Annotated in this window: 12 protein-coding genes; 5 read left to right on the top strand and 7 right to left on the bottom strand. The window is 39.2% G+C overall.

Annotated features, from left to right (window positions below):
• Positions 1-46: 46 nt before the first annotated feature.
• On the top strand, positions 47-433 hold the full coding sequence (locus tag E7480_06195) for a helix-turn-helix domain-containing protein (protein ID MBE6904181.1): 387 nt from the start codon (positions 47-49) through the stop codon (positions 431-433).
• A 185-nt stretch (positions 434-618) separates the two neighbouring features.
• A complete protein-coding gene (locus E7480_06190; protein MBE6904180.1) occupies positions 619-1269 on the top strand; it encodes an IS3 family transposase in 651 nt (216 codons plus the stop codon).
• 58 nt (positions 1270-1327) lie between these two features.
• On the opposite strand, the gene E7480_06185 is transcribed toward E7480_06190, so the two are convergent.
• Both E7480_06185 and E7480_06180 read right to left on the bottom strand, forming a co-directional pair.
• Positions 1328-1768 carry a C_GCAxxG_C_C family protein gene (locus E7480_06185; protein MBE6904179.1) on the bottom strand — a complete coding sequence of 147 codons (441 nt, stop codon included), beginning with the start codon at positions 1766-1768 and terminating at the stop codon, positions 1328-1330.
• A 4-nt stretch (positions 1769-1772) separates the two neighbouring features.
• Positions 1773-2597: an Mrp/NBP35 family ATP-binding protein gene (locus E7480_06180; GenBank protein ID MBE6904178.1), complete on the bottom strand. Its 825-nt coding sequence runs from the start codon at positions 2595-2597 to the stop codon at positions 1773-1775.
• Positions 2598-2698: 101 nt separating this feature from the next.
• Between E7480_06180 and E7480_06175 the strand changes: the two genes are divergently transcribed.
• On the top strand, positions 2699-3268 hold the full coding sequence (locus E7480_06175) for an N-acetylmuramoyl-L-alanine amidase (protein ID MBE6904177.1): 570 nt from the start codon (positions 2699-2701) through the stop codon (positions 3266-3268).
• A 101-nt stretch (positions 3269-3369) separates the two neighbouring features.
• Here the strand turns inward: E7480_06175 and E7480_06170 are convergent, their stop codons facing one another.
• Positions 3370-4803, bottom strand: a complete 1434-nt coding sequence (locus E7480_06170; protein ID MBE6904176.1) for a proline--tRNA ligase — start codon at positions 4801-4803, stop codon at positions 3370-3372.
• 209 nt (positions 4804-5012) lie between these two features.
• Between E7480_06170 and E7480_06165 the strand changes: the two genes are divergently transcribed.
• Positions 5013-5189 (top strand): 30S ribosomal protein S21, encoded by a 177-nt coding sequence (locus E7480_06165; protein ID MBE6904175.1) that lies wholly within the window; start codon positions 5013-5015, stop codon positions 5187-5189.
• Between the two features lie 41 nt (positions 5190-5230).
• Here the strand turns inward: E7480_06165 and E7480_06160 are convergent, their stop codons facing one another.
• The 4 genes from E7480_06160 to rpoB all read right to left on the bottom strand — a co-directional run bounded on the left by E7480_06160 (position 5231) and on the right by rpoB (position 17441).
• Positions 5231-5920: a cell wall hydrolase gene (locus tag E7480_06160; GenBank protein ID MBE6904174.1), complete on the bottom strand. Its 690-nt coding sequence runs from the start codon at positions 5918-5920 to the stop codon at positions 5231-5233.
• A 166-nt stretch (positions 5921-6086) separates the two neighbouring features.
• A complete protein-coding gene (locus E7480_06155; protein MBE6904173.1) occupies positions 6087-9323 on the bottom strand; it encodes a hypothetical protein in 3237 nt (1078 codons plus the stop codon).
• Positions 9324-9944: 621 nt separating this feature from the next.
• Positions 9945-13523 carry a DNA-directed RNA polymerase subunit beta' gene (gene rpoC / locus E7480_06150; protein ID MBE6904172.1) on the bottom strand — a complete coding sequence of 1193 codons (3579 nt, stop codon included), beginning with the start codon at positions 13521-13523 and terminating at the stop codon, positions 9945-9947.
• A 36-nt stretch (positions 13524-13559) separates the two neighbouring features.
• Positions 13560-17441 carry a DNA-directed RNA polymerase subunit beta gene (rpoB, locus tag E7480_06145; protein MBE6904171.1) on the bottom strand — a complete coding sequence of 1294 codons (3882 nt, stop codon included), beginning with the start codon at positions 17439-17441 and terminating at the stop codon, positions 13560-13562.
• Between the two features lie 245 nt (positions 17442-17686).
• On the opposite strand from rpoB, the gene E7480_06140 reads away from it, so the two are divergent.
• Positions 17687-18988, top strand: a complete 1302-nt coding sequence (locus E7480_06140) for a D-alanyl-D-alanine carboxypeptidase (protein ID MBE6904170.1) — start codon at positions 17687-17689, stop codon at positions 18986-18988.
• The last annotated feature ends 60 nt before the right edge of the window (positions 18989-19048 follow it).

The raw sequence follows: 19048 nt of genomic DNA, 5'->3' as shown, positions 1-19048 counted from the left end.
TGATATGCACCCCAAAAGTTAGACACTTTTGGAGGTGCATATTTTTATGGCAAAAAAGGGACAAATACAACGAAAATACTCGACTGAATTCAAAATAAGTGTTATAGTAGATATGCGAGAACACCATTTGAGTTATAGAGAAACAGTAAGAAAATATTTACAAGGTGTATCCCCAACATCTGCAATCGGGACAATACAACGGTGGGAACGCATATACTTGGAAGAAGGAGCCGAAGGTCTAATGAAAGAAAGACGAGGCAGAGCTTGTTCCGCTAGCGGAACAAAAAGAGGCAGACCACCTAAATTAGATAAAAAGGTTGAGGAAGATTTAATTGCCGAAAACCAGCGACTTCGTATGGAGATAGAATACTTAAAAAAACTGAGTGCCTTAGTTCTTGCGGAAGAGCGAGAGAACGGCAAAAAACAAAAATAATTTCTGAACTAAGGCAAAGATATCCGCTGAAAGATTTATTAAAATTATCTGGACTTGCTCGCAGCACGTTCTATTACTATCTAAAGCACGATGATACAGACAAGTATGCGTGTGAAAAGCAAGAAATTGTAGATATCTACAATTCCAATAAAGGCAGATATGGATACCGTAGAATCACAATTGCTATGCGTAACAAAGGTTATGTAATTAACCACAAAACCGTACAAAAACTGATGAAACAACTTGGTTTAAAAGGCAAGCAGCGTAAGAACGATAAATACCATTCATACAAAGGCACAGTTGGTAAAGTTGCTGACAATTTACTTAAAAGAGATTTTTATGCAGAAAAACCATTTGAAAAGATAACAACCGATGTTACACAATTTAATGTTTGTGACGAGAAAGTATATCTTTCGCCTATTTTAGATTTATTCAACAATGAAGTGGTATCTTATTCCATTTCAACAAGTCCTAATTTAGAGCAAGTTCGCGAAATGCTTAATGGTTTGTTTAAAAAACTTCCTGCTGATGCGACACCAATCTTTCATTCAGACCAAGGTTGGCAATACCAACACGCTGAATACCAAAAACTACTAAAAGAACATAATATTACGCAAAGTATGTCTCGCAAGGGTAACTGTATGGATAACGGTGCTATGGAAAACTTTTTTGGTAGACTTAAGGTTGAAATGTTCTACGGCGAAAAATTCGAAAGCGTTAACGCTTTCATTGATGAACTAAAGAAATATATTTATTACTACAACAACGAAAGAATTTCCTTAAAACTAAAAGGAATGAGTCCAGTACAATACCGAACTCATTCACAAGCAATTTAATATTTATTTTTGTCTAAACTTTGGGGTTCACTTCATTTTGTTTTTACAGTCCTTTAATTTACTTAAATAGTTTTTCCACTATCTCTGCCGCATCGCCTACAAGCTCGGCACAGGGGCGCTTTTTATAATACTGCTCTGTGCGTTCTTCGGGGGCTCCCTCTTTAACGGGAACACCGTCTAACAGCTCACGGCATATTATAGAATGATTTTTCTCTTTAAAGCTTTGCGCAAGTCTTTGAATAAGCTCATAATGCTCTTTTTTTTCCTCTTGTGCTAATGGGTCGCTATATCCGTACTTAAGTCCTGCAATCATAAACATAGCGCTCACAGCACCGCAAACCTCTCTCATTCTGCCCATACCGCCGCCAAAGGAGGAGGCGAGCATAGCGGCTGTTTTTTTGTCTATGCCTAAATCATCGGCAAAGGCAAGAAGCACAGCCTGAGAGCAGTTATAACCCTCTTTAAAAAGTTTCATCGCCTTTTCTCTTTTACTTTCCATACTTTTATACCTTCTCAATTTTATCGCAAAGAGAATTGAGCCAATCACCTTCAAAAAGCTCTATTGTGCCCTTATCGCAGGCAGCGGCAAGCTTGGGATTAACAGGTAATGATGCATAAGACTCTATCTGATACTGAGCTGCTGTTTTGCTTACGTCACTGTCGCCGAAAATCTTGATTTTCTTAGAGCAATCGGGACATTCAACATAGCTCATATTTTCTACAAGACCGATAATGGGAACATTCATCATTCTTGCCATTTTTACAGCCTTTTCAACTATCATACTTACAAGCTCCTGAGGAGATGTTACTATAACAATTGCATCAACGGGAACAGACTGAAAAACAGTTAAAGGTACGTCACCTGTTCCGGGAGGCATATCCACAAACATAAAATCAACCTCGTTCCAGATAACATCTGTCCAGAACTGTTTTACTGTTCCTGCTATTACAGGACCTCTCCACACAACAGGGTCTGTATCGTTCTCTAAAAGAAGATTTAATGACATAATTTCAATGCCTGTTTTACTTTTTACAGGGAAAATACCTATATCACTTCCGCTTGCCTTTTCCTTTATACCGAAAGCCTTAGGAATTGACGGTCCTGTTATATCGGCATCCATAATAGCTGTTTTATAGCCCTTACGCTGCATTGAAACGGACAAAAGAGAGGTTACCATAGATTTACCTACTCCGCCTTTTCCGCTGACAACGGCAATAACTTTTTTGATTTTTGAAAGCTCGTGGGGCTTTTCTCTCAAATCCTGAGGCTTTGTTCTTTCTGAACAGTTACTTGAACAAGAAGAACAATTGTGTGTACATTCGCTCATTTTATTACTTCCTTTATTTTAAATTTTATATTAATCTTTAGTATATTCAAGGTAACAAAAAATATTTTGCAATCATATACTGCAAATAAGGAGATGATAGCTTGATTAAAATATTTATAGACCAAGGACATAGCCGAGGCGGTGTAAACGGCGGTGCTGTGGGCAACGGACTTATTGAACAGGATATTACTTATATGGTAGGTGCATATCTGGCAAATCTTTTAAGGACTGACCCACGTTTTGATGTTATGACTTCAAGAAACAGTATAGACGACATTTTAGGCACTAATTCTTCCACAAGCCTTATTGAAAGAGTACGAATGGCAAACGAGTGGAATGCCGACTATTTTTTAAGCATACACACAAACGCAAACACAAACCCTCAAATCAACGGTACTGAAACATACGTTTTCAGACAAGGCGGAGAAGCAGGAGCTTTGGCACAGGATATTTTAGATGCCATTGTTGCAAGAGTCGGTACAAAAAATAACGGAGTAAAAACAAATCCGTCCCTTTACGTTTTAAGAAGAACGAGAATGCCCGCTGTGCTTATTGAGCTTGCGTATATAACAAATCCCGAGGACGCCCAAAAGCTTGAAAACGACCAATATGCTTTTGCCTACGCAATATACCAAGGTCTGCTAAATTATTTTGGCTTAAGAGCCTTGTAAAACGGAGGATGTAAAAAAACGAGAGTTTTTTTACATCCTCTTTTTAATGTGTTAAGGGGATAGGAAAAAATGTGCAAAGCGTCATTTTTAATATTCCCTTATTAATACGCTTTTCCCCAGTATACAAGCTTTGTTGCCTTTTTGCCGCAGCAAACACAGGTATCGGAAATTGCTTCTTCATTGAAGGGAATACAACGTGAGGATACGTCTGCAACCTCTTTGAGCTTCTCTTCACATTCCAAATCTCCGCACCACATAGCTTTGATAAAGCCCGGCTTTGTTGCTGCTGTTTCAATCATTTCATCTAAAGTGAAAGCAACATTTGTCATTTTCTCTCGTCTTTCAAGAGCTTTATTGTAAAGAGTTTTTGTAATATCGTCTAAAAGTGCAGGGATTTTCTCCTCTAACTCATCAAGAGAAACGCTGATTTTTTCGCCTGTATCACGTCTTGCCAAAACACAGCTGTTATTTTCAATATCACGGGGTCCGATTTCAAGACGGATAGGCACGCCTGTCATTTCATACTGTGCAAACTTCCAGCCGGGGCTTTCCTCACTTGCATCAATATCAGCTCTGCAAATTTTCTTAAGTCTCTCGCAAATTTCCTCAGCCTTTTCAAGCACTCCGCCCTTATGCATAGCAACAGGAATTACCATAACCTGAGTAGGAGCTATTGCAGGGGGCAAAACAAGACCGTTATCGTCACCGTGAGTCATTATAATTGCGCCGATAATTCTTGTGGACATTCCCCAAGAGGTCTGATGACAGTATTGTAAGGTGTTATTCTTATCGGAATATTTAATATCAAAAGCTCTTGCAAAGCCGTCACCAAAATTGTGAGAGGTACCTGACTGTAAAGCCTTTCCGTCATGCATAAGTGCTTCAATTGTATAAGTAGCATTTGCGCCTGCAAACTTCTCTTTATCTGTTTTCTGACCGCATACAACGGGAATTGCAAGATAATTCTCTACAAAATCCGCATATACGTTTAACATTCTGATTGTTTCTTCCTGTGCATCCTCAGCAGTTGCGTGCATTGTATGGCCCTCTTGCCATAGAAATTCTCTTGAACGCAAGAAAGGTCTTGTTGTTTTCTCCCAACGTACAACTGAACACCACTGATTGTAAAGCTTAGGTAAATCACGATAAGAAGTGATAATATCCTTATAATGCTCACAGAAAAGAGTTTCAGAGGTAGGACGTACGCAAAGTCTTTCTGTAAGCTTTTCGCTTCCGCCCATTGTAACCCAAGCAACCTCGGGTGCAAAGCCTTCAACGTGTTCTTTTTCCTTATTCAAAAGGCTTTCCGGAATAAGTAATGGCATATAAACGTTTTTGTGCCCTGTTTTTTTGAACATACCGTCAAGTATATTCTGGATATTCTCCCAAATAGCATATCCGTAAGGCCTTATAATCATAAATCCGCGTACACCGGAATATTCAACTAAATCTGCCTTTTTAACTACATCTGTATACCACTTCGCAAAATCTTCATCCATAGATGTAATTTCTTTTACCATTTTTTCCTTTGCCATAATTTATTCAATCCTTTTTATTATTATATATCATATCAATATATATTGTAGTGCAAAACCATAGTGTTTGTCAACTGTTTTAATGCTTTAAAAATATTTTTGTTTCATACAACCAAGTTTTTTGAATTTTATGCTTGACATTGGTGAATAAAAAATATATAATATAATGGCAACAATGTACAACCCGTATTTTGGGGGGAGGGAAAGAAATGTCAGAAGTTCATCTAAAGGATAATGAGTCTCTTGATAATGCACTACGTCGTTTTAAGCGTTCATGTGCAAAATCAGGTGTGCTTTCCGAACTCCGCAAGAGAGAGCATTATGAAAAGCCCAGCGTAAAGCGTAAGAAGAAGTCTGAAGCTGCACGTAAGAGAAAGTTTAAGTAAAAAGTACATCTAAACCGCCTTCAAAAATGAAGGCGGTTTTTTCATTGTGAAATGTATTTCATAAAGGCATTGTATATCACAAGGGCAAGCTGTGTACGGTAAGAATCGCTTTTGAGCTTTTCAAGCTCCGCTTCATTTGAGAAAAATCCGCATTCGCAAAGAATTGCCGGATTTTTTATTCTTTTAAAGAGTAAAACCGAAGAGGGTATCGGCTTTATTTTCCGAGTATTGTCAGGCTGTAAAAAGGAAACGATATCAGCTCTTATGGTTTCCGAAAGTGCTTTACTGAAATCATCGTTTGAATAAAAAATCTGCGAGCCGTTGTAACGGCTGTCTGAAAAATTGTTCATATGAATACTCAAAACAACACAATTTGAATATGAATTTATAAGCTCTATGCGTGCTTTTATATCGGCATTTTTGTTGAATTTTTCACTGTCGTAGGTAGAGCCGCCGTCTTTTCTTGTCATAACGGTATTTATTCCCGATATCTCAAAAAGCTCTCTCAGCTTTAAAGAAATGTCAAGGTTTAAGTCCTTTTCAACCGTTCCGTCCTTTGCAACACAGCCTCCGTCCATTCCCCCGTGTCCCGCATCAATTATAACAGTAAAGGAATTGGAAGCAGAGGAAAAAGTGCTTATAACATTAGGGATAGAAAAACAAAGTACAACAACCAAAACAAGACAAACAGCAAACCCCATAATTGATTTTTTATTTACAAACACTATCATTAAACCGCACCCTTTCAGATAAGTATATGTTTTTGCGCTTTAAAATAAAACTCACAAAAAATGACCTTTAAAGCTTAAAGCCTTAGAGGTCATTTTAAAGATTAAATTAAAGAATTTTTATTTATAATGATTGTAGTTTATTAAAACGCTTAAGTGAGTATATATTTTACTTTTTAAAAATCAAAGCCTTGAGTATCAGCAAATCATAAATATCAAAAACTGAATCTCCGTTCATATCTGACATTTCGCTTTCAGCTTCTTTTCCTAATAAGCCGTTTCTCATACTGATAGCATCAAGTACATTTACCTCTCCGTCGCCGTTAGTGTCGCCCTCAACAGCTTCATTTTCTGTGTAGTTGTAATGGATATTAGCATTTGTTAGATAGTTGTTGCCTTCATCTATCGAAATATTTCCCCATTCTTCCTCTGTTCCCGAATAGAATACATCTTTCAATACATGGCAACCAGAAAACGCATAATAACCTATACTTGTAGTACCGTTTCCTATTATTATTTTTGTAAGAGCATCGCAATCAAGAAAAGCTGCTTCACCTATACTTATAACACTATTTGGTATTGTTATATCCGTAAGCCCGCTGCCATAAAAAGCCATATCACCTATACTTATAACGCCATTATTAATATTTGCACTTGTAAGTTCGTAGCACCAGTAAAATGTCCCATTACCTATACTTGTAACACTGCTTGGTATTGTTATGCTTGTGAGTCTGGAGCAATTAAAAAACGCCCAATTTCCTATACTTTTAACACTATTACCGATTGTTACTCTTGTAAGTCCAAAGCAAGCAGAAAATGCATAATCCCCTATCTCTGTAACACTATCAGGAATAGTTATGCTTGTAAGACCTATGCAATAATAAAACGCTTCCTCACCTATAGTTGTTATACTATCGGGGATTGTTATACTTTCAAGACTTGAACAACTATAAAAAGTATAATCGCCTATACTTGTAACACTGTCAGGAATAAGAAGGCTTGTTACCAATTCACCGTTAAGATATAAATAATTAGCATAATTCAACGGATTTGAGTGCTCATTATAAAAATCAATATTACACCAAGCAGCTATATCCTCTATATATACATTTTCAAGACTTGAGCAAGCAGCAAACGCAGAATCACCTATCTCCGTAACACTATCAGGAATAGTTATACTTTCAAGACTTTCGCAATATCTAAACGCAAAATCACCTATACTTGTAACACTGTCAGGGATTGTATATGATGATGCTGTTTTACCTGCAGAATAGCAGATTATTTGACTTTTATCTTTGTTAAATAAAACTCCATCGTTGGAAGTATACGAGGTATTATTTGAATTTACATTTATACTTTTTAGACTTATGCAATCATAAAATGCAGAAGAGCTTATACTTGTAACGCCGTTACCGATTGTTACACTTTTAAGATTTGAGCAATTAAAAAACGCATACTCGCCTATACTTGTTACATGGTTACCGATTATTATACTTTCAAGACTTTCGCAATATCTAAACGCATTATCATCTATAGTTGTACATTTATCGGTCAATATAACATTTTTAAGTGATGACGGTACATAATCATCATTATAAGAATAACTTGATGCGCCGAAAATATAACCAAAATGCGTATTAGATGTTCCTCCCTGTGAAGCACCGACAAACGGCAAGGTTATACTTTCAAGACTTTCGCAATAATAAAACGCATACTCGCCTATACTTGTAACGCCGTTACCGATTGTTACACTTTTAAGATTTGAGCAATTAAAAAACGCATACTCGCCTATACTTGTAACACTGTCAGAAATTATTATATTTTCAAGATTTTCGCAATTAGAAAATGCACCGCCGTTTATAATTACACATTCATCAGTCAATATAACTTTTTTTAGTGATTTTGGAATAAATGAGTCCATCCAAGAGTCAATTGATGCACCAAAAATATAACCAAAATGCGTATTAGATGTTTCTCCCTGTGAAGCGCCGACAAACGGCAAGGTTATGCTTTCAAGATTTGAACAATCATAAAAAGCATATTTTTCTATGCTTGTAACACTGTCGGAAACTGTTATGCTCGTAATATTTTTGCACGAAAAAGCATATGTAGGTATGGTAGTAACGTCATTCGGAATAACAAGTTTTGTTATTAATTCTCCGTTAAGATATAAATAATCAGCGAAATATAACGGGTTTGAGTACTCATTATAAAAATCAATGTTACACCAAGCAACTATATTCTCTATATATACATTTTCAAGACTTGAACAAGCAGCAAACGCAGAATCACCTATCTCTGTAACACTATCAGGAATAGTTATACTTTCAAGACTTTCGCAATATCTAAACGCAAAATCACCTATACTTGTAACACTGTCAGGGATTGTTATGCTTGTAAGATTTGAGCAAGCAGAAAACGCAGAATCACCTATACTTGTAACGCTTTCGGGTATTGTTATACTTGTAAGGCTATCGCAATTATAAAACGCATATTCTCCTATAGCTGTAACAGGATAACCGTCCAATGTTGAGGGGATTGTTGCATCCCCCGATATTGACGGATCGACATAGTATATAGTTATTTCTCCGTCTGTAAAAAAATACGAATAATATTTTGTTGCAACAGATTTTCCGTTAGACAAAAAATAATCATTACATTCGGGACAATAAATGCAATTTTCATTATCAAAAATAGCATTTTCCACTTTATAATGCCAAATAGTATTTATAAAAATATCATTATTCTTAAGACTTATCTCCATATAATTTTTTTGCTGAGTCGTTCCTTTATAAAAAACTGATGTTAAACACGTGCAATTGCTAAATGCATAATCACCTATACTTGTAACGCTTTCGGGAATTGTTATGCTCCTAAGACTTCTGCAACTACTAAACGCAGCACGCCCTATACTTGTAACGCTTTCGGGGATTGTTATGCTTGTAAGTCTTGTCCCACCAAATGCTTGTTCCCCTATACTTGTAACACTGTCGGGAATTGTTATACTTGTAAGGATAGAGCAAAAATGAAACGCAAAATCACTTATACTTGTAACACCGTCAGGAATGGTTATACTTTCAAGACTTCCGCAATAAGAAAATGCACCTTCACCTATACTTGTAACACTATCGGGGATAGCTATACTTGTAAGACTTCCGCAATTATAAAATGCATAATCTCCTATTCTTGTAACAGGATAACCGCCTAAGGTTGAGGGGATAGTAACATCTCCGCTTATCGATTCATCGCAACCTGTTATAGTTGCCTTTCCGTTTGATACTGTATAGGTATAATATCCTTCGTTTTCCGCACTGACGGAAAATATACCTATAAGCATAAGTGTTGCAAGCAATACAACACACAGCAAAAGAGAAATACAGTGCTTGATGTTTTTGAAAATACTCATACTAAAAACCCTCCAAAATAATTTTAGATAAAAAAAGTGCGCCTACCGAAGCAGACGCACAAAAAATGCAAACTCCGATAGTCGCCAAACTAATACAATATAACAAGCACAATAAGCACCTAACATTGTGGAATTTGCATTTTTATCAAATTCATATCGTTAGGTACCTCAAATAAAACTTAACCAAAAGATATACTAACCCCTTGGCTTTTTTGCTTGTTATAAAATATTTAATTAGTTTGGCAACTATTAGTTTACCACAATTATACTGTATTATCAAGTATAAATTTCCAATCTTCAGCAGGCGCAAAAAAGCTCGCTTCAAATTGAAGCGAGCTTTCAGGGTGTCGAAAGGTTTTCGACACCATGGCAAGACTGTCCAAAAAGAGTGCAGATTTCGTCAATCCGTTCTCGTCGGCGTACGGTGGTACGTTAGAGAGCGGATTGGCGGAAAGCAGAAAAATTTTACTTAAATTACGTATTCTTATACGGAATTTTCCTTAAAACAAAAATATAGGAAAAGAGAAAAACTCCTTTCCTATATCATTTGTGAAATTAGCTTCAAACCTTTATGATTTTTTCTTTTTCTGCGGTCTGTGCCTTTTTCGACAGTCTGTAAAATTATTGGTTGTTATTGTTTGTATTGTTTTCAACAATTTCAACGTTTCTGTATCTGGGAAGTCCTGTACCTGCGGGGATAAGCTTACCGATAATAACGTTTTCTTTAAGTCCGATAAGGGGATCAGTCTTACCTCTGATAGCGGCATCTGTAAGAACCTTTGTGGTCTCTTGGAAGGATGCGGCTGAAAGGAAGCTATCCGTTGCAAGAGAAGCCTTGGTGATACCGAGGAGCTCGGGCTCTGCTACGATATCCTTAACATCTTCTCCCTCTGCACGTCTTCTCTCAATGTCTTCCTTAGCCTTGAGATAATAATACTTATCAATCTGAGCGCCTTCAACGATTTGCAATCCGTCAACAGCCTGTGCGCTTCCGGGATCAAGCACCTTGTATTTCTTCATCATCTGACGAACAATAACTTCAATATGCTTATCGTTGATATCAACACCCTGTAATCTATATACACGCTGTACTTCTTCGATAAAGTATTCCTGAACGGCATCGGGTCCCAAAATTCTGAGTATATCACGGGGGTTCTTAGAGCCTTGTGTAAGCTCTTCGCCCTTTTCTACCCAGCACTCTGTTCCGTTTTTCTCAGCCATTTCGATTTTTTCTTTAAGTCTTAAGCTAAATATGATAGGATGAGCAACGCTCTCGCCTTCATCATTTGTAACGATAACGTTTTTAATCTTTTTGATTTCATCAAAGGTAACACGTCCTGAAATTTCAGCCAAAACAGCAAGAGCCTTGGGCTTTCTTGCTTCGAAAAGCTCTTCGACACGGGGAAGACCCTGTGTAATATCCGATACGTCCTTACCGGCAACACCGCCTGTATGGAAGGTTCTCATTGTAAGCTGTGTACCGGGCTCACCGATTGACTGTGCCGCAATTATGCCGACAGCCTCACCTGTGCGTACAACCTCGTTTGCCGCAAGGTTTTTACCGTAGCACTTAGCGCAGACACCGTATTTGCAACGGCATTTAAGAACTGAACGGATTTCAACTCTCTTTATGCCTGCATCCATTATTGCCTTAGCATCTTTTTCGGTCATAGGAACATCTGTTCCAACGATAACTTCTCCGTTTTCGTCAACTATGGGTTTCGCAGCGAAGCGGCCCAAAAGTCTGTCAGTAAGCTTTTCAACGTTGGGAATCTCACTTACCATCAAGCCTTCATCAGTTCCGCAATCGTCCTCACGGATAATAACGTCCTGAGAAACGTCAACAAGACGTCTTGTAAGGTAACCTGAGTCCGCAGTTCTTAACGCAGTATCGGCAAGACCTTTACGCGCACCACGGGAAGAAATAAAGAATTCAAGGATATTAAGACCTTCACGGAAGTTTGAACGAATAGGAATTTCGATTGCTTTACCGGAGGTGTTTGCCATAAGTCCTCTCATTCCGGCAAGCTGTCTGATCTGGCTCATGCTACCACGAGCTCCTGAATTAGCCATCATATAGATAGGATTGAATTCGTCAAGTCCTTTTTCAAGCTCATCTGTAACGAGCTTTGTTGTTTTCTCCCACTGGTCAATAACAGCAGAGTAACGCTCGTCATCAGTCATAAGACCCATCTTATAGTTTTCTGTAATTTCTTCAATTTTTTCTTCTGCCTGTTCAATATATTCATATTTCTTAGGCGGAATTGTCATATCGGAAACGGAAACGGTAATAGCGCCCTTTGTGGAGAACTGATAGCAAATGCTCTTGATTTTATCAAGTGTGTCAGCAGTTTCTGCGCCGCCGTTAGCCTTGATACAACGGTCGATAATCTGTCCCAAAACTTTTTTGGTAACAATCTGGTCAACCTCAAGCTTGTACTTCTGGTCAGGATTTGTTCTGTCCATAAAGCCGAGATTCTGAGGAATTACCTCATTGAAGATAATTCTGCCGATAGAGGTATCTATCATTATATGCTCGCCGGTTTTTTCGCCGTTGTCATCAGTTTTATCAACACGAAGTCTTACAGGCTCGTGAAGAGTAACTGTTTTTGCATAGTATGCAAGCTTTGCCTCGTCGATATCCTTAAAGTAAGGTCTTTGCTCTGTGGGCTTATCCTTATCCTTAATCATTGTAAGATAGTATGCACCGAGTACCATATCCTGTGTAGGAACGGTAACAGGCTTTCCATCCTGAGGCTTAAGCAGGTTGTTAGCAGAGAGCATAAGGAAACGAGCCTCTGCCTGTGCTGCAGCGGAAAGAGGAACGTGAACAGCCATCTGGTCACCGTCGAAGTCAGCGTTGTAAGCTGTACATACCAACGGATGAAGTCTTAATGCACGACCTTCAACCAATACAGGCTCGAATGCTTGAATACCAAGTCTGTGAAGTGTAGGCGCACGGTTAAGAAGAACGGGATGCTCCTTGATAACCTCTTCCAAAGCGTCCCAAACCTCGCCCTGCATACGCTCAACCATTTTCTTTGCGCTCTTGATATTTTTAGCAATACCCATTTCCTCAAGACGCTTCATAACGAAGGGTTTGAACAGCTCAATAGCCATTTCCTTAGGAAGACCGCACTGATAAATCTTAAGGTCAGGACCTACGACGATAACGGAACGTCCTGAATAGTCAACACGTTTACCGAGAAGGTTCTGTCTGAAACGGCCCTGCTTACCCTTAAGCATATCGGAAAGAGATTTCAATGCTCTGTTGTTAGGGCCGCCTACGGCACGGGAACGTCTGCCGTTGTCAATAAGAGCATCGACAGCCTCCTGTAGCATTCTCTTCTCGTTTCTGACGATAATGTCGGGAGCATTTAATTCCAATAATCTCTTAAGTCTGTTATTTCTGTTGATAACACGGCGGTAAAGGTCATTAAGGTCACTGGATGCAAAACGTCCGCCGTCAAGCTGTACCATAGGACGAATTTCAGGCGGGATAACAGGAAGCACGTCTAAAATCATCCAGGAAAGCTCGTTTCCGCTTGTGATAAAGGACTCAATAGCATCAAGTCTTTTAACTATTCTGCCTCTTTTTTGACCGGAAGCAGTTTCAAGCTCTTCAAGAAGCTGGTCACGAAGCTCTTCCTTGTTAATCTTCAACAGAAGCTTCTTAATTGCAGAAGCGCCCATTTCAGCTTCAAAGCCGTCGCCGTATTTTTCTCTTAAATCTCTGTACTCGGATTCTGTAAGAGTATCTTTTTCACGGATACCTCTTACATCACCGGGATCGATTACTATATAAAGTGCGAAATAAAGCACCTTTTCAAGTATTCTGGGGGATAAATCCAATACAAGACCGAGTCTTGAAGGAGTTCCCTTAAAGTACCATATATGAGAAACGGGGGTTGCGAGCTCTATATGTCCCATTCTCTCACGTCTTACTTTGGATCTTGTAACCTCAACTCCGCAGCGTTCACAGATTTTGCCCTTATAACGAAGTCTTTTATATTTACCGCAATGACATTCCCAGTCCTTTGTCGGTCCGAAAATTCTTTCGCAGAAAAGACCGTCTCTTTCAGGCTTTAAGGTTCTGTAGTTTATAGTTTCAGGCTTTTTTACCTCGCCCGACGACCAACGTCTGATAGTCTCCGGAGATGCAAGTCCTATTTTAATGGCTTCAAAAGTATTGAATTCCATACTGATTCTCCTTTAATAATTTTTCGGTGACAAAAATTATTCGTCGCCTGCAAAGTCGTCCTCAACGTCAAAAACATCTTCAAAATACTCGTCTTCCGAGTCTTCATCGCTGTCTGAGCCGATAATTTCGTTGACTAATAAATCGCTCTCGTCAAAGCTTTCAGCATCTGCCACGGTGTATCCCTCAAAGGAGCCGTCTTCAGCAACGCCTTTTGTAAGCTCATCTCTGAACTCGGGGATATAGTCATCACTATCGTCATCAAAGTTAGTGGAAATATCTATTTCGTCACCCTGCTTGTCAATAGCTTTTACATCAAGACCGAGGGACTGCAATTCTTTAATAAGAACTTTAAAGGATTCGGGAATACCGGGCTCGGGAACGTTCTTACCCTTTACAATAGCCTCGTAGGTTTTAACACGGCCTATTACGTCGTCAGACTTAACGGTAAGAATTTCCTGAAGAGTATATGCTGCACCGTATGCCTCAAGCGCCCATACCTCCATCTCTCCGAAACGCTGTCCGCCGAATTGAGCTTTACCGCCCAAGGGCTGCTGTGTAACAAGAGAATAAGGTCCTGTTGAACGTGCGTGAATTTTATCATCAACCAAGTGGTGAAGCTTGAGATAATGCATATAACCTACTGTTACCTCTCCGTCAAAACGTTCACCTGTTCTTCCATCGTAAAGAACTGTTTTTCCGTGAGGCTCAAGGCCTGCATACTCAAAGGCTTTTGCTATATCTTCCTCGTGAGCGCCGTCAAATACGGGAGTCATTATCTTCCAGCCTAAAAGCTTGGAGATATATCCCAAGTGAACCTCAAGCACCTGTCCGATATTCATACGGGAAGGAACGCCCAAGGGGTTGAGCACGATGTCCAAAGGAGTACCGTCGGGAAGGAAGGGCATATCTTCCTGAGGAAGAATTCTGGAAACGACACCCTTGTTTCCGTGACGTCCTGCCATTTTATCGCCTACGCTGATTTTTCTCTTCTGAGCTATATAAACTCTGATTACTTTATTAACTCCGGGGGGAAGCTCGCTGGAATTTGCACGTGTAAACTCTTTAACGTCAACAACAGTTCCGCTTTCGCCGTGAAGCACCTTAAGAGAAGTATCTCTTACCTCACGTGCCTTCTCTCCAAATATTGCACGCAAAAGCTTTTCTTCGGCTGTAAGCTCTGTTTCTCCCTTAGGAGTTACCTTACCTACTAAGATATCGCCTGCACGAACCTCGGCACCTATTCTGATGATACCGTTTTCGTCCAAGTCCTTGAGAGCATCTTCGCTTACGTTGGGGATTTCACGGGTGATTTCCTCCGGTCCGAGCTTTGTCTCTCTTGCATCTATTTCGTACTCTTCAATATGAATTGAAGTAAACACGTCGTTTTTAACAAGGTTTTCATTGAGAAGTACGGCGTCCTCGTAGTTATAACCTTCCCAGGTCATAAATCCGATAAGCGCATTCTTACCAAGTGCAATTTCACCGTTATCTGTTGAAGGTCCGTCTGCAAGAACCTCGCCTTTTTTAACCTTCTGTCCGCCGACAACTATGGGGCGCTGATTGATACAGGTACCCTGATTGGAACGGGCAAATTTTGTAAGCTTTGTTGTTACCTTTTCGCCGTTGTCGTATTTAACGGTAATTTCATTTGCACTTACCTTTTCTACAACACCGTCATCCTTTGCAATAACGCAAACACCGGAGTCAACACCTGCTTTGTACTCCATACCTGTTCCTACGATAGGAGCCTGAGTTGTAAGAAGCGGTACTGCCTGACGCTGCATGTTAGAGCCCATAAGCGCTCTGTTAGCATCATCGTTTTCAAGGAAAGGAATCATTGAGGTTGCTATGGAAACAAGCATCTGAGGAGATACGTCCATATAATCAATATGCTCGGGCTCGATTTCAAGGAATTCGTCCCAACGGCGTGCTGCAACCTTCTGGTTTTTGAAATATCCGTCAACCAAAGGCTCATTAGCCTGTGCTACGATATACTTATCCTCTTCGTCGGCTGTCATATATACAACCTTATCAGTAACCTTTTTGTTTTCCTTGTCTACCCATCTGTAAGGAGCTTCGATAAAGCCTAAATCATTTATACGAGCATAGCTTGCCAGATAGGAAATAAGTCCGATGTTAGGACCTTCAGGAGTCTCGATAGGACACATACGTCCGTAGTGAGTATAGTGAACGTCACGCACCTCGAAGCCTGCACGGTCTCTTGTAAGACCTCCGGGGCCAAGGGCAGAAAGACGTCTCTTATGAGTAAGCTCTGCAAGAGGGTTTGTCTGGTCCATAAACTGAGAAAGAGGTGAAGAACCGAAAAACTCTTTCAAAGCCGCAGTTATGGGACGGGTATTTACAAGAGACTGGGGAACAACATCAATGTCCTGAATGTTCATTCTTTCCTTGATGCTTCTTTCCATTCTTGAAAAACCTATTCTGAACTGATTCTGAAGCAATTCTCCTACGCTTCTGATACGTCTGTTTCCCAAGTGGTCTATATCGTCAACAGAGCCAACTCTTATGGAGTTGCTGTTTTCAACATAGCTGTTTTTATTGTAGTAAAGACAGGTTAAATAGTTAACCGATGCCATAATATCGTCGGGAATGAGGTGAAGAGGAACAAGCTCGTCAATACGCTCTGTTACGATTTTCTTGATTTCTGCCTCGTCCTGAGTTTTATCAAGGATATCAAAAAGAACATCCTTGCGCACCATTTCCTTAAGAGGAGTTTCAATGGTTTCGCTATAGCCTGTTTCAGCGTTTATTTTAGTAATATAGTAGGTAGGCTCAAAGCTTACAAACTTTGACATATCCACCATATTATTGGAAAACAGCTTGATTTCCTCTACGCCGTTACCGCTTTCGTCGTTAACCTTAAGCCAAACCTCGTTTATGCCTCTGTCAACAACAGCCTGAGCCATAGCCTCAGTAATAATTTCACCTGTTGCCTCAAAAAGAACCTCGCCTGTAAGGGAGTCAACAACGGGACGTGAGAAAATACCGCCTCTTATTCTGTCCTTAAGGCATAGCTTCTTATTGTATTTATATCTGCCTACTTTGGTTAAGTCGTAAGCTTTTTTATTGAAAAACATAGAGTGAACTTGCTGTTCTGCACTGTCAATTGTGGGGGGCTCGCCGGGACGTAGCTTTTTATAAAGCTCTATAAGTGCAGATTCATAGTCCGTAGTAGCATCTTTTTCAATAGTGTTCTTAATTCTTACGTCGTTTCCGAACATCTCAAGAATTTCACTATTGGTGAAAGCTCCCATAACACGCAAAATAACTGTAAGGGGAAGCTTTCTGTTCTTATCTACACGAACATATAAAACATCAGAGCTGTCGCTCTCATATTCAACCCAAGGGCCTCTGTTAGGCATAACAGTACCCGCAAAAAGCTCTTTACCGCTTTTATCTCTTTCAACGGTAAAGTAGATACCGGGGCTTCTTATAAGCTGAGAAACGATAACACGCTCTGCACCGTTAATAATAAAGGTACCTGTGTCTGTCATTCTCGGAACTTCACCCACGAAAATATCCTGCTCTATTTCCTCACCTGTATCTTCCTTGCGAAGACCTACAGTCATACGCAAAGCGGTGGAGTAAGTAGCATCTCTTTCCTTACACTCTTCAATAGTGTATTTGGGCTCCTTGTCAAGTCTGAAGCTTTTATAGTCAAGCACAAGGTTTTTGGTATGGTCCGTAACACCGGAAGCATCCTTCAAAACCTCAGCCAAACCTTCCTCGATAAACCAATCATATGACTTCTTCTGAACCTCGATAAGATTGGGCATTTCGTGGCAGGCGGAATTTTTTGCAAAACTGACCCGGGCGTTTCTACCGAGCATTACCTCTTTTGCTCCTAAAAAATCCGGATTTGTGCGCAAAACTTTTTCCTCGCTTTTTGTCTGCATACACGCATTCACTCCATTTTTTTATTTTTACGTAAAGTCTGTACAAAATGGTTAACCAAGCCATTTTTACAACATTTTTTTGTATTACAATACACAAGATTGGCTATTGCTTTTTCTGGTTTTATATGGTATAATACTCTAAAAAAAGGGCAAATCTCCGCATTGTGATACATTATAACAATATATCACATTGTTTTTTCTTTGTCAATAGGTATTTTTTAAAAAAATGTTTTGAGGAAATAATAATGAAAAAAATTTTTAATGTTTTGACCTTTGTTCTTGTATTTTTAATTGTTTCAAGCTTTTCTACAGCTTTTGCTTTAGAGCTTGATTATGATGAGGGCTTTCCCGAAATTACATCGGAAAGCATTTTGGCTGTGGAAATAGGCACAAGCGAGGCTTCAATAGATGACGATACTGTATTGTACAATAGAAACGCAGACAAAAAAATGTATCCTGCTTCCCTTGTTAAAATAATGAGTGCAGTTATTGTTTTTGAAAGCATTTCCGTTGAAGAGATGGAAAGCACCAAAATAACTCTTACTCAATCTATTATAAATGAGGTTTTTTCGGCAGGCGCTTCAACAGCCTTGATTACGAAAAATGAAGAGATGGACGTAAATGACCTGCTTTATTGTCTTTTACTCCCCTCAGGCGCAGATGCTGCAAAAATGTTGGCTCGTCATTTTGGCGACGGCAGCGAAGCTGCCTTTGTTGAAAAAATGAACGCAAAGGCTTCTGAGCTTGGTTTAAAAAATACTAATTTTACAAACTCCACAGGTCTTCACGACGAAGACCAATACACCACAGCAAAGGATTTATACATACTTTCAAAATATGCGATGTTTGAAATGAACGGCTGTGAAAAATTCAGAGAAATAGTAAACACCTATTCTTATACTCTTAAAGCGACCAATAAACAAAAAGAAAGAAAGATATATAATACAAATAAACTTTTAAACAGTATCGAAAGCGTTTCGGGTATCAAAACAGGTACTACTACCCCTGCAGGACAATGTCTTGCCACCTATGCTCAAACCGATAATATGCGAATTATTCTTATAACCCTGAAAGCTGACAAAGGAAGTCCTGTTTCTGCTGAACAAAAGGATATTTATTCCTGGATTGAAAAGAGCTTTCAGCCTGTTGAAATTGACTCTCTCTCCTTTGAAGAGCTTACCGTAGATATTAAAAGAGGTCCTTCAGACAAAAAACAAACAACTTTGATAATAGGCTCTGACAAAAAATTCGTTTTGCCTAACGGTTATGAAAAAGAGCTTAAGCTTGTAACAGACGAAGAATTTAAGAGCGTTAAAGCACCCTTTGGAAAGAACGAATTGTTGGCAACAGCCAAAATTATGTATGGTAATCAGCAGTTAACACAGGTTGAGCTTTATTCCGACGAATTTGTAAACTTAGGTCTCAAATATTATTTCTTATATGCAGGAATGATTATTGTTCCCATTTTACTCTTAATTATTCTTATTGTTATAATTGTTAAGGTAGCCCGTTCCAGAAGTGCAAGGATAAAAAGACGCAGAAGATAAACGTAGAAAAAAGATGCACGGAAATTTCGTGCATCTTTTCTTTTTTGTCTCATACTTAAA

This window comes from Oscillospiraceae bacterium (genome assembly GCA_015067255.1).
Classification (GTDB): domain Bacteria; phylum Bacillota; class Clostridia; order Oscillospirales; family SIG519; genus SIG519.
The sequence above is the reverse complement of the archived record's forward strand: the minus strand, read 5'-3'. Positions and strand labels throughout refer to the sequence as shown.

Bases quoted from the DNA above. Each gene is read 5' to 3' on its own strand.
- E7480_06195 (MBE6904181.1), top strand. From the start codon at position 47: ATGGCAAAAAAGGGACAAATACAACGAAAATACTCGACTGAATTCAAA.
- E7480_06190 (MBE6904180.1), top strand. From the start codon at position 619: ATGCGTAACAAAGGTTATGTAATTAACCACAAAACCGTACAAAAACTG.
- E7480_06185 (MBE6904179.1), bottom strand. From the start codon at position 1,768: ATGGAAAGTAAAAGAGAAAAGGCGATGAAACTTTTTAAAGAGGGTTAT.
- E7480_06180 (MBE6904178.1), bottom strand. From the start codon at position 2,597: ATGAGCGAATGTACACACAATTGTTCTTCTTGTTCAAGTAACTGTTCA.
- E7480_06170 (MBE6904176.1), bottom strand. From the start codon at position 4,803: ATGGCAAAGGAAAAAATGGTAAAAGAAATTACATCTATGGATGAAGAT.
- E7480_06165 (MBE6904175.1), top strand. From the start codon at position 5,013: ATGTCAGAAGTTCATCTAAAGGATAATGAGTCTCTTGATAATGCACTA.
- E7480_06160 (MBE6904174.1), bottom strand. From the start codon at position 5,920: ATGATAGTGTTTGTAAATAAAAAATCAATTATGGGGTTTGCTGTTTGT.
- E7480_06155 (MBE6904173.1), bottom strand. From the start codon at position 9,323: ATGAGTATTTTCAAAAACATCAAGCACTGTATTTCTCTTTTGCTGTGT.
- rpoC (MBE6904172.1), bottom strand. From the start codon at position 13,523: ATGGAATTCAATACTTTTGAAGCCATTAAAATAGGACTTGCATCTCCG.
- rpoB (MBE6904171.1), bottom strand. From the start codon at position 17,441: ATGCAGACAAAAAGCGAGGAAAAAGTTTTGCGCACAAATCCGGATTTT.
- E7480_06140 (MBE6904170.1), top strand. From the start codon at position 17,687: ATGAAAAAAATTTTTAATGTTTTGACCTTTGTTCTTGTATTTTTAATT.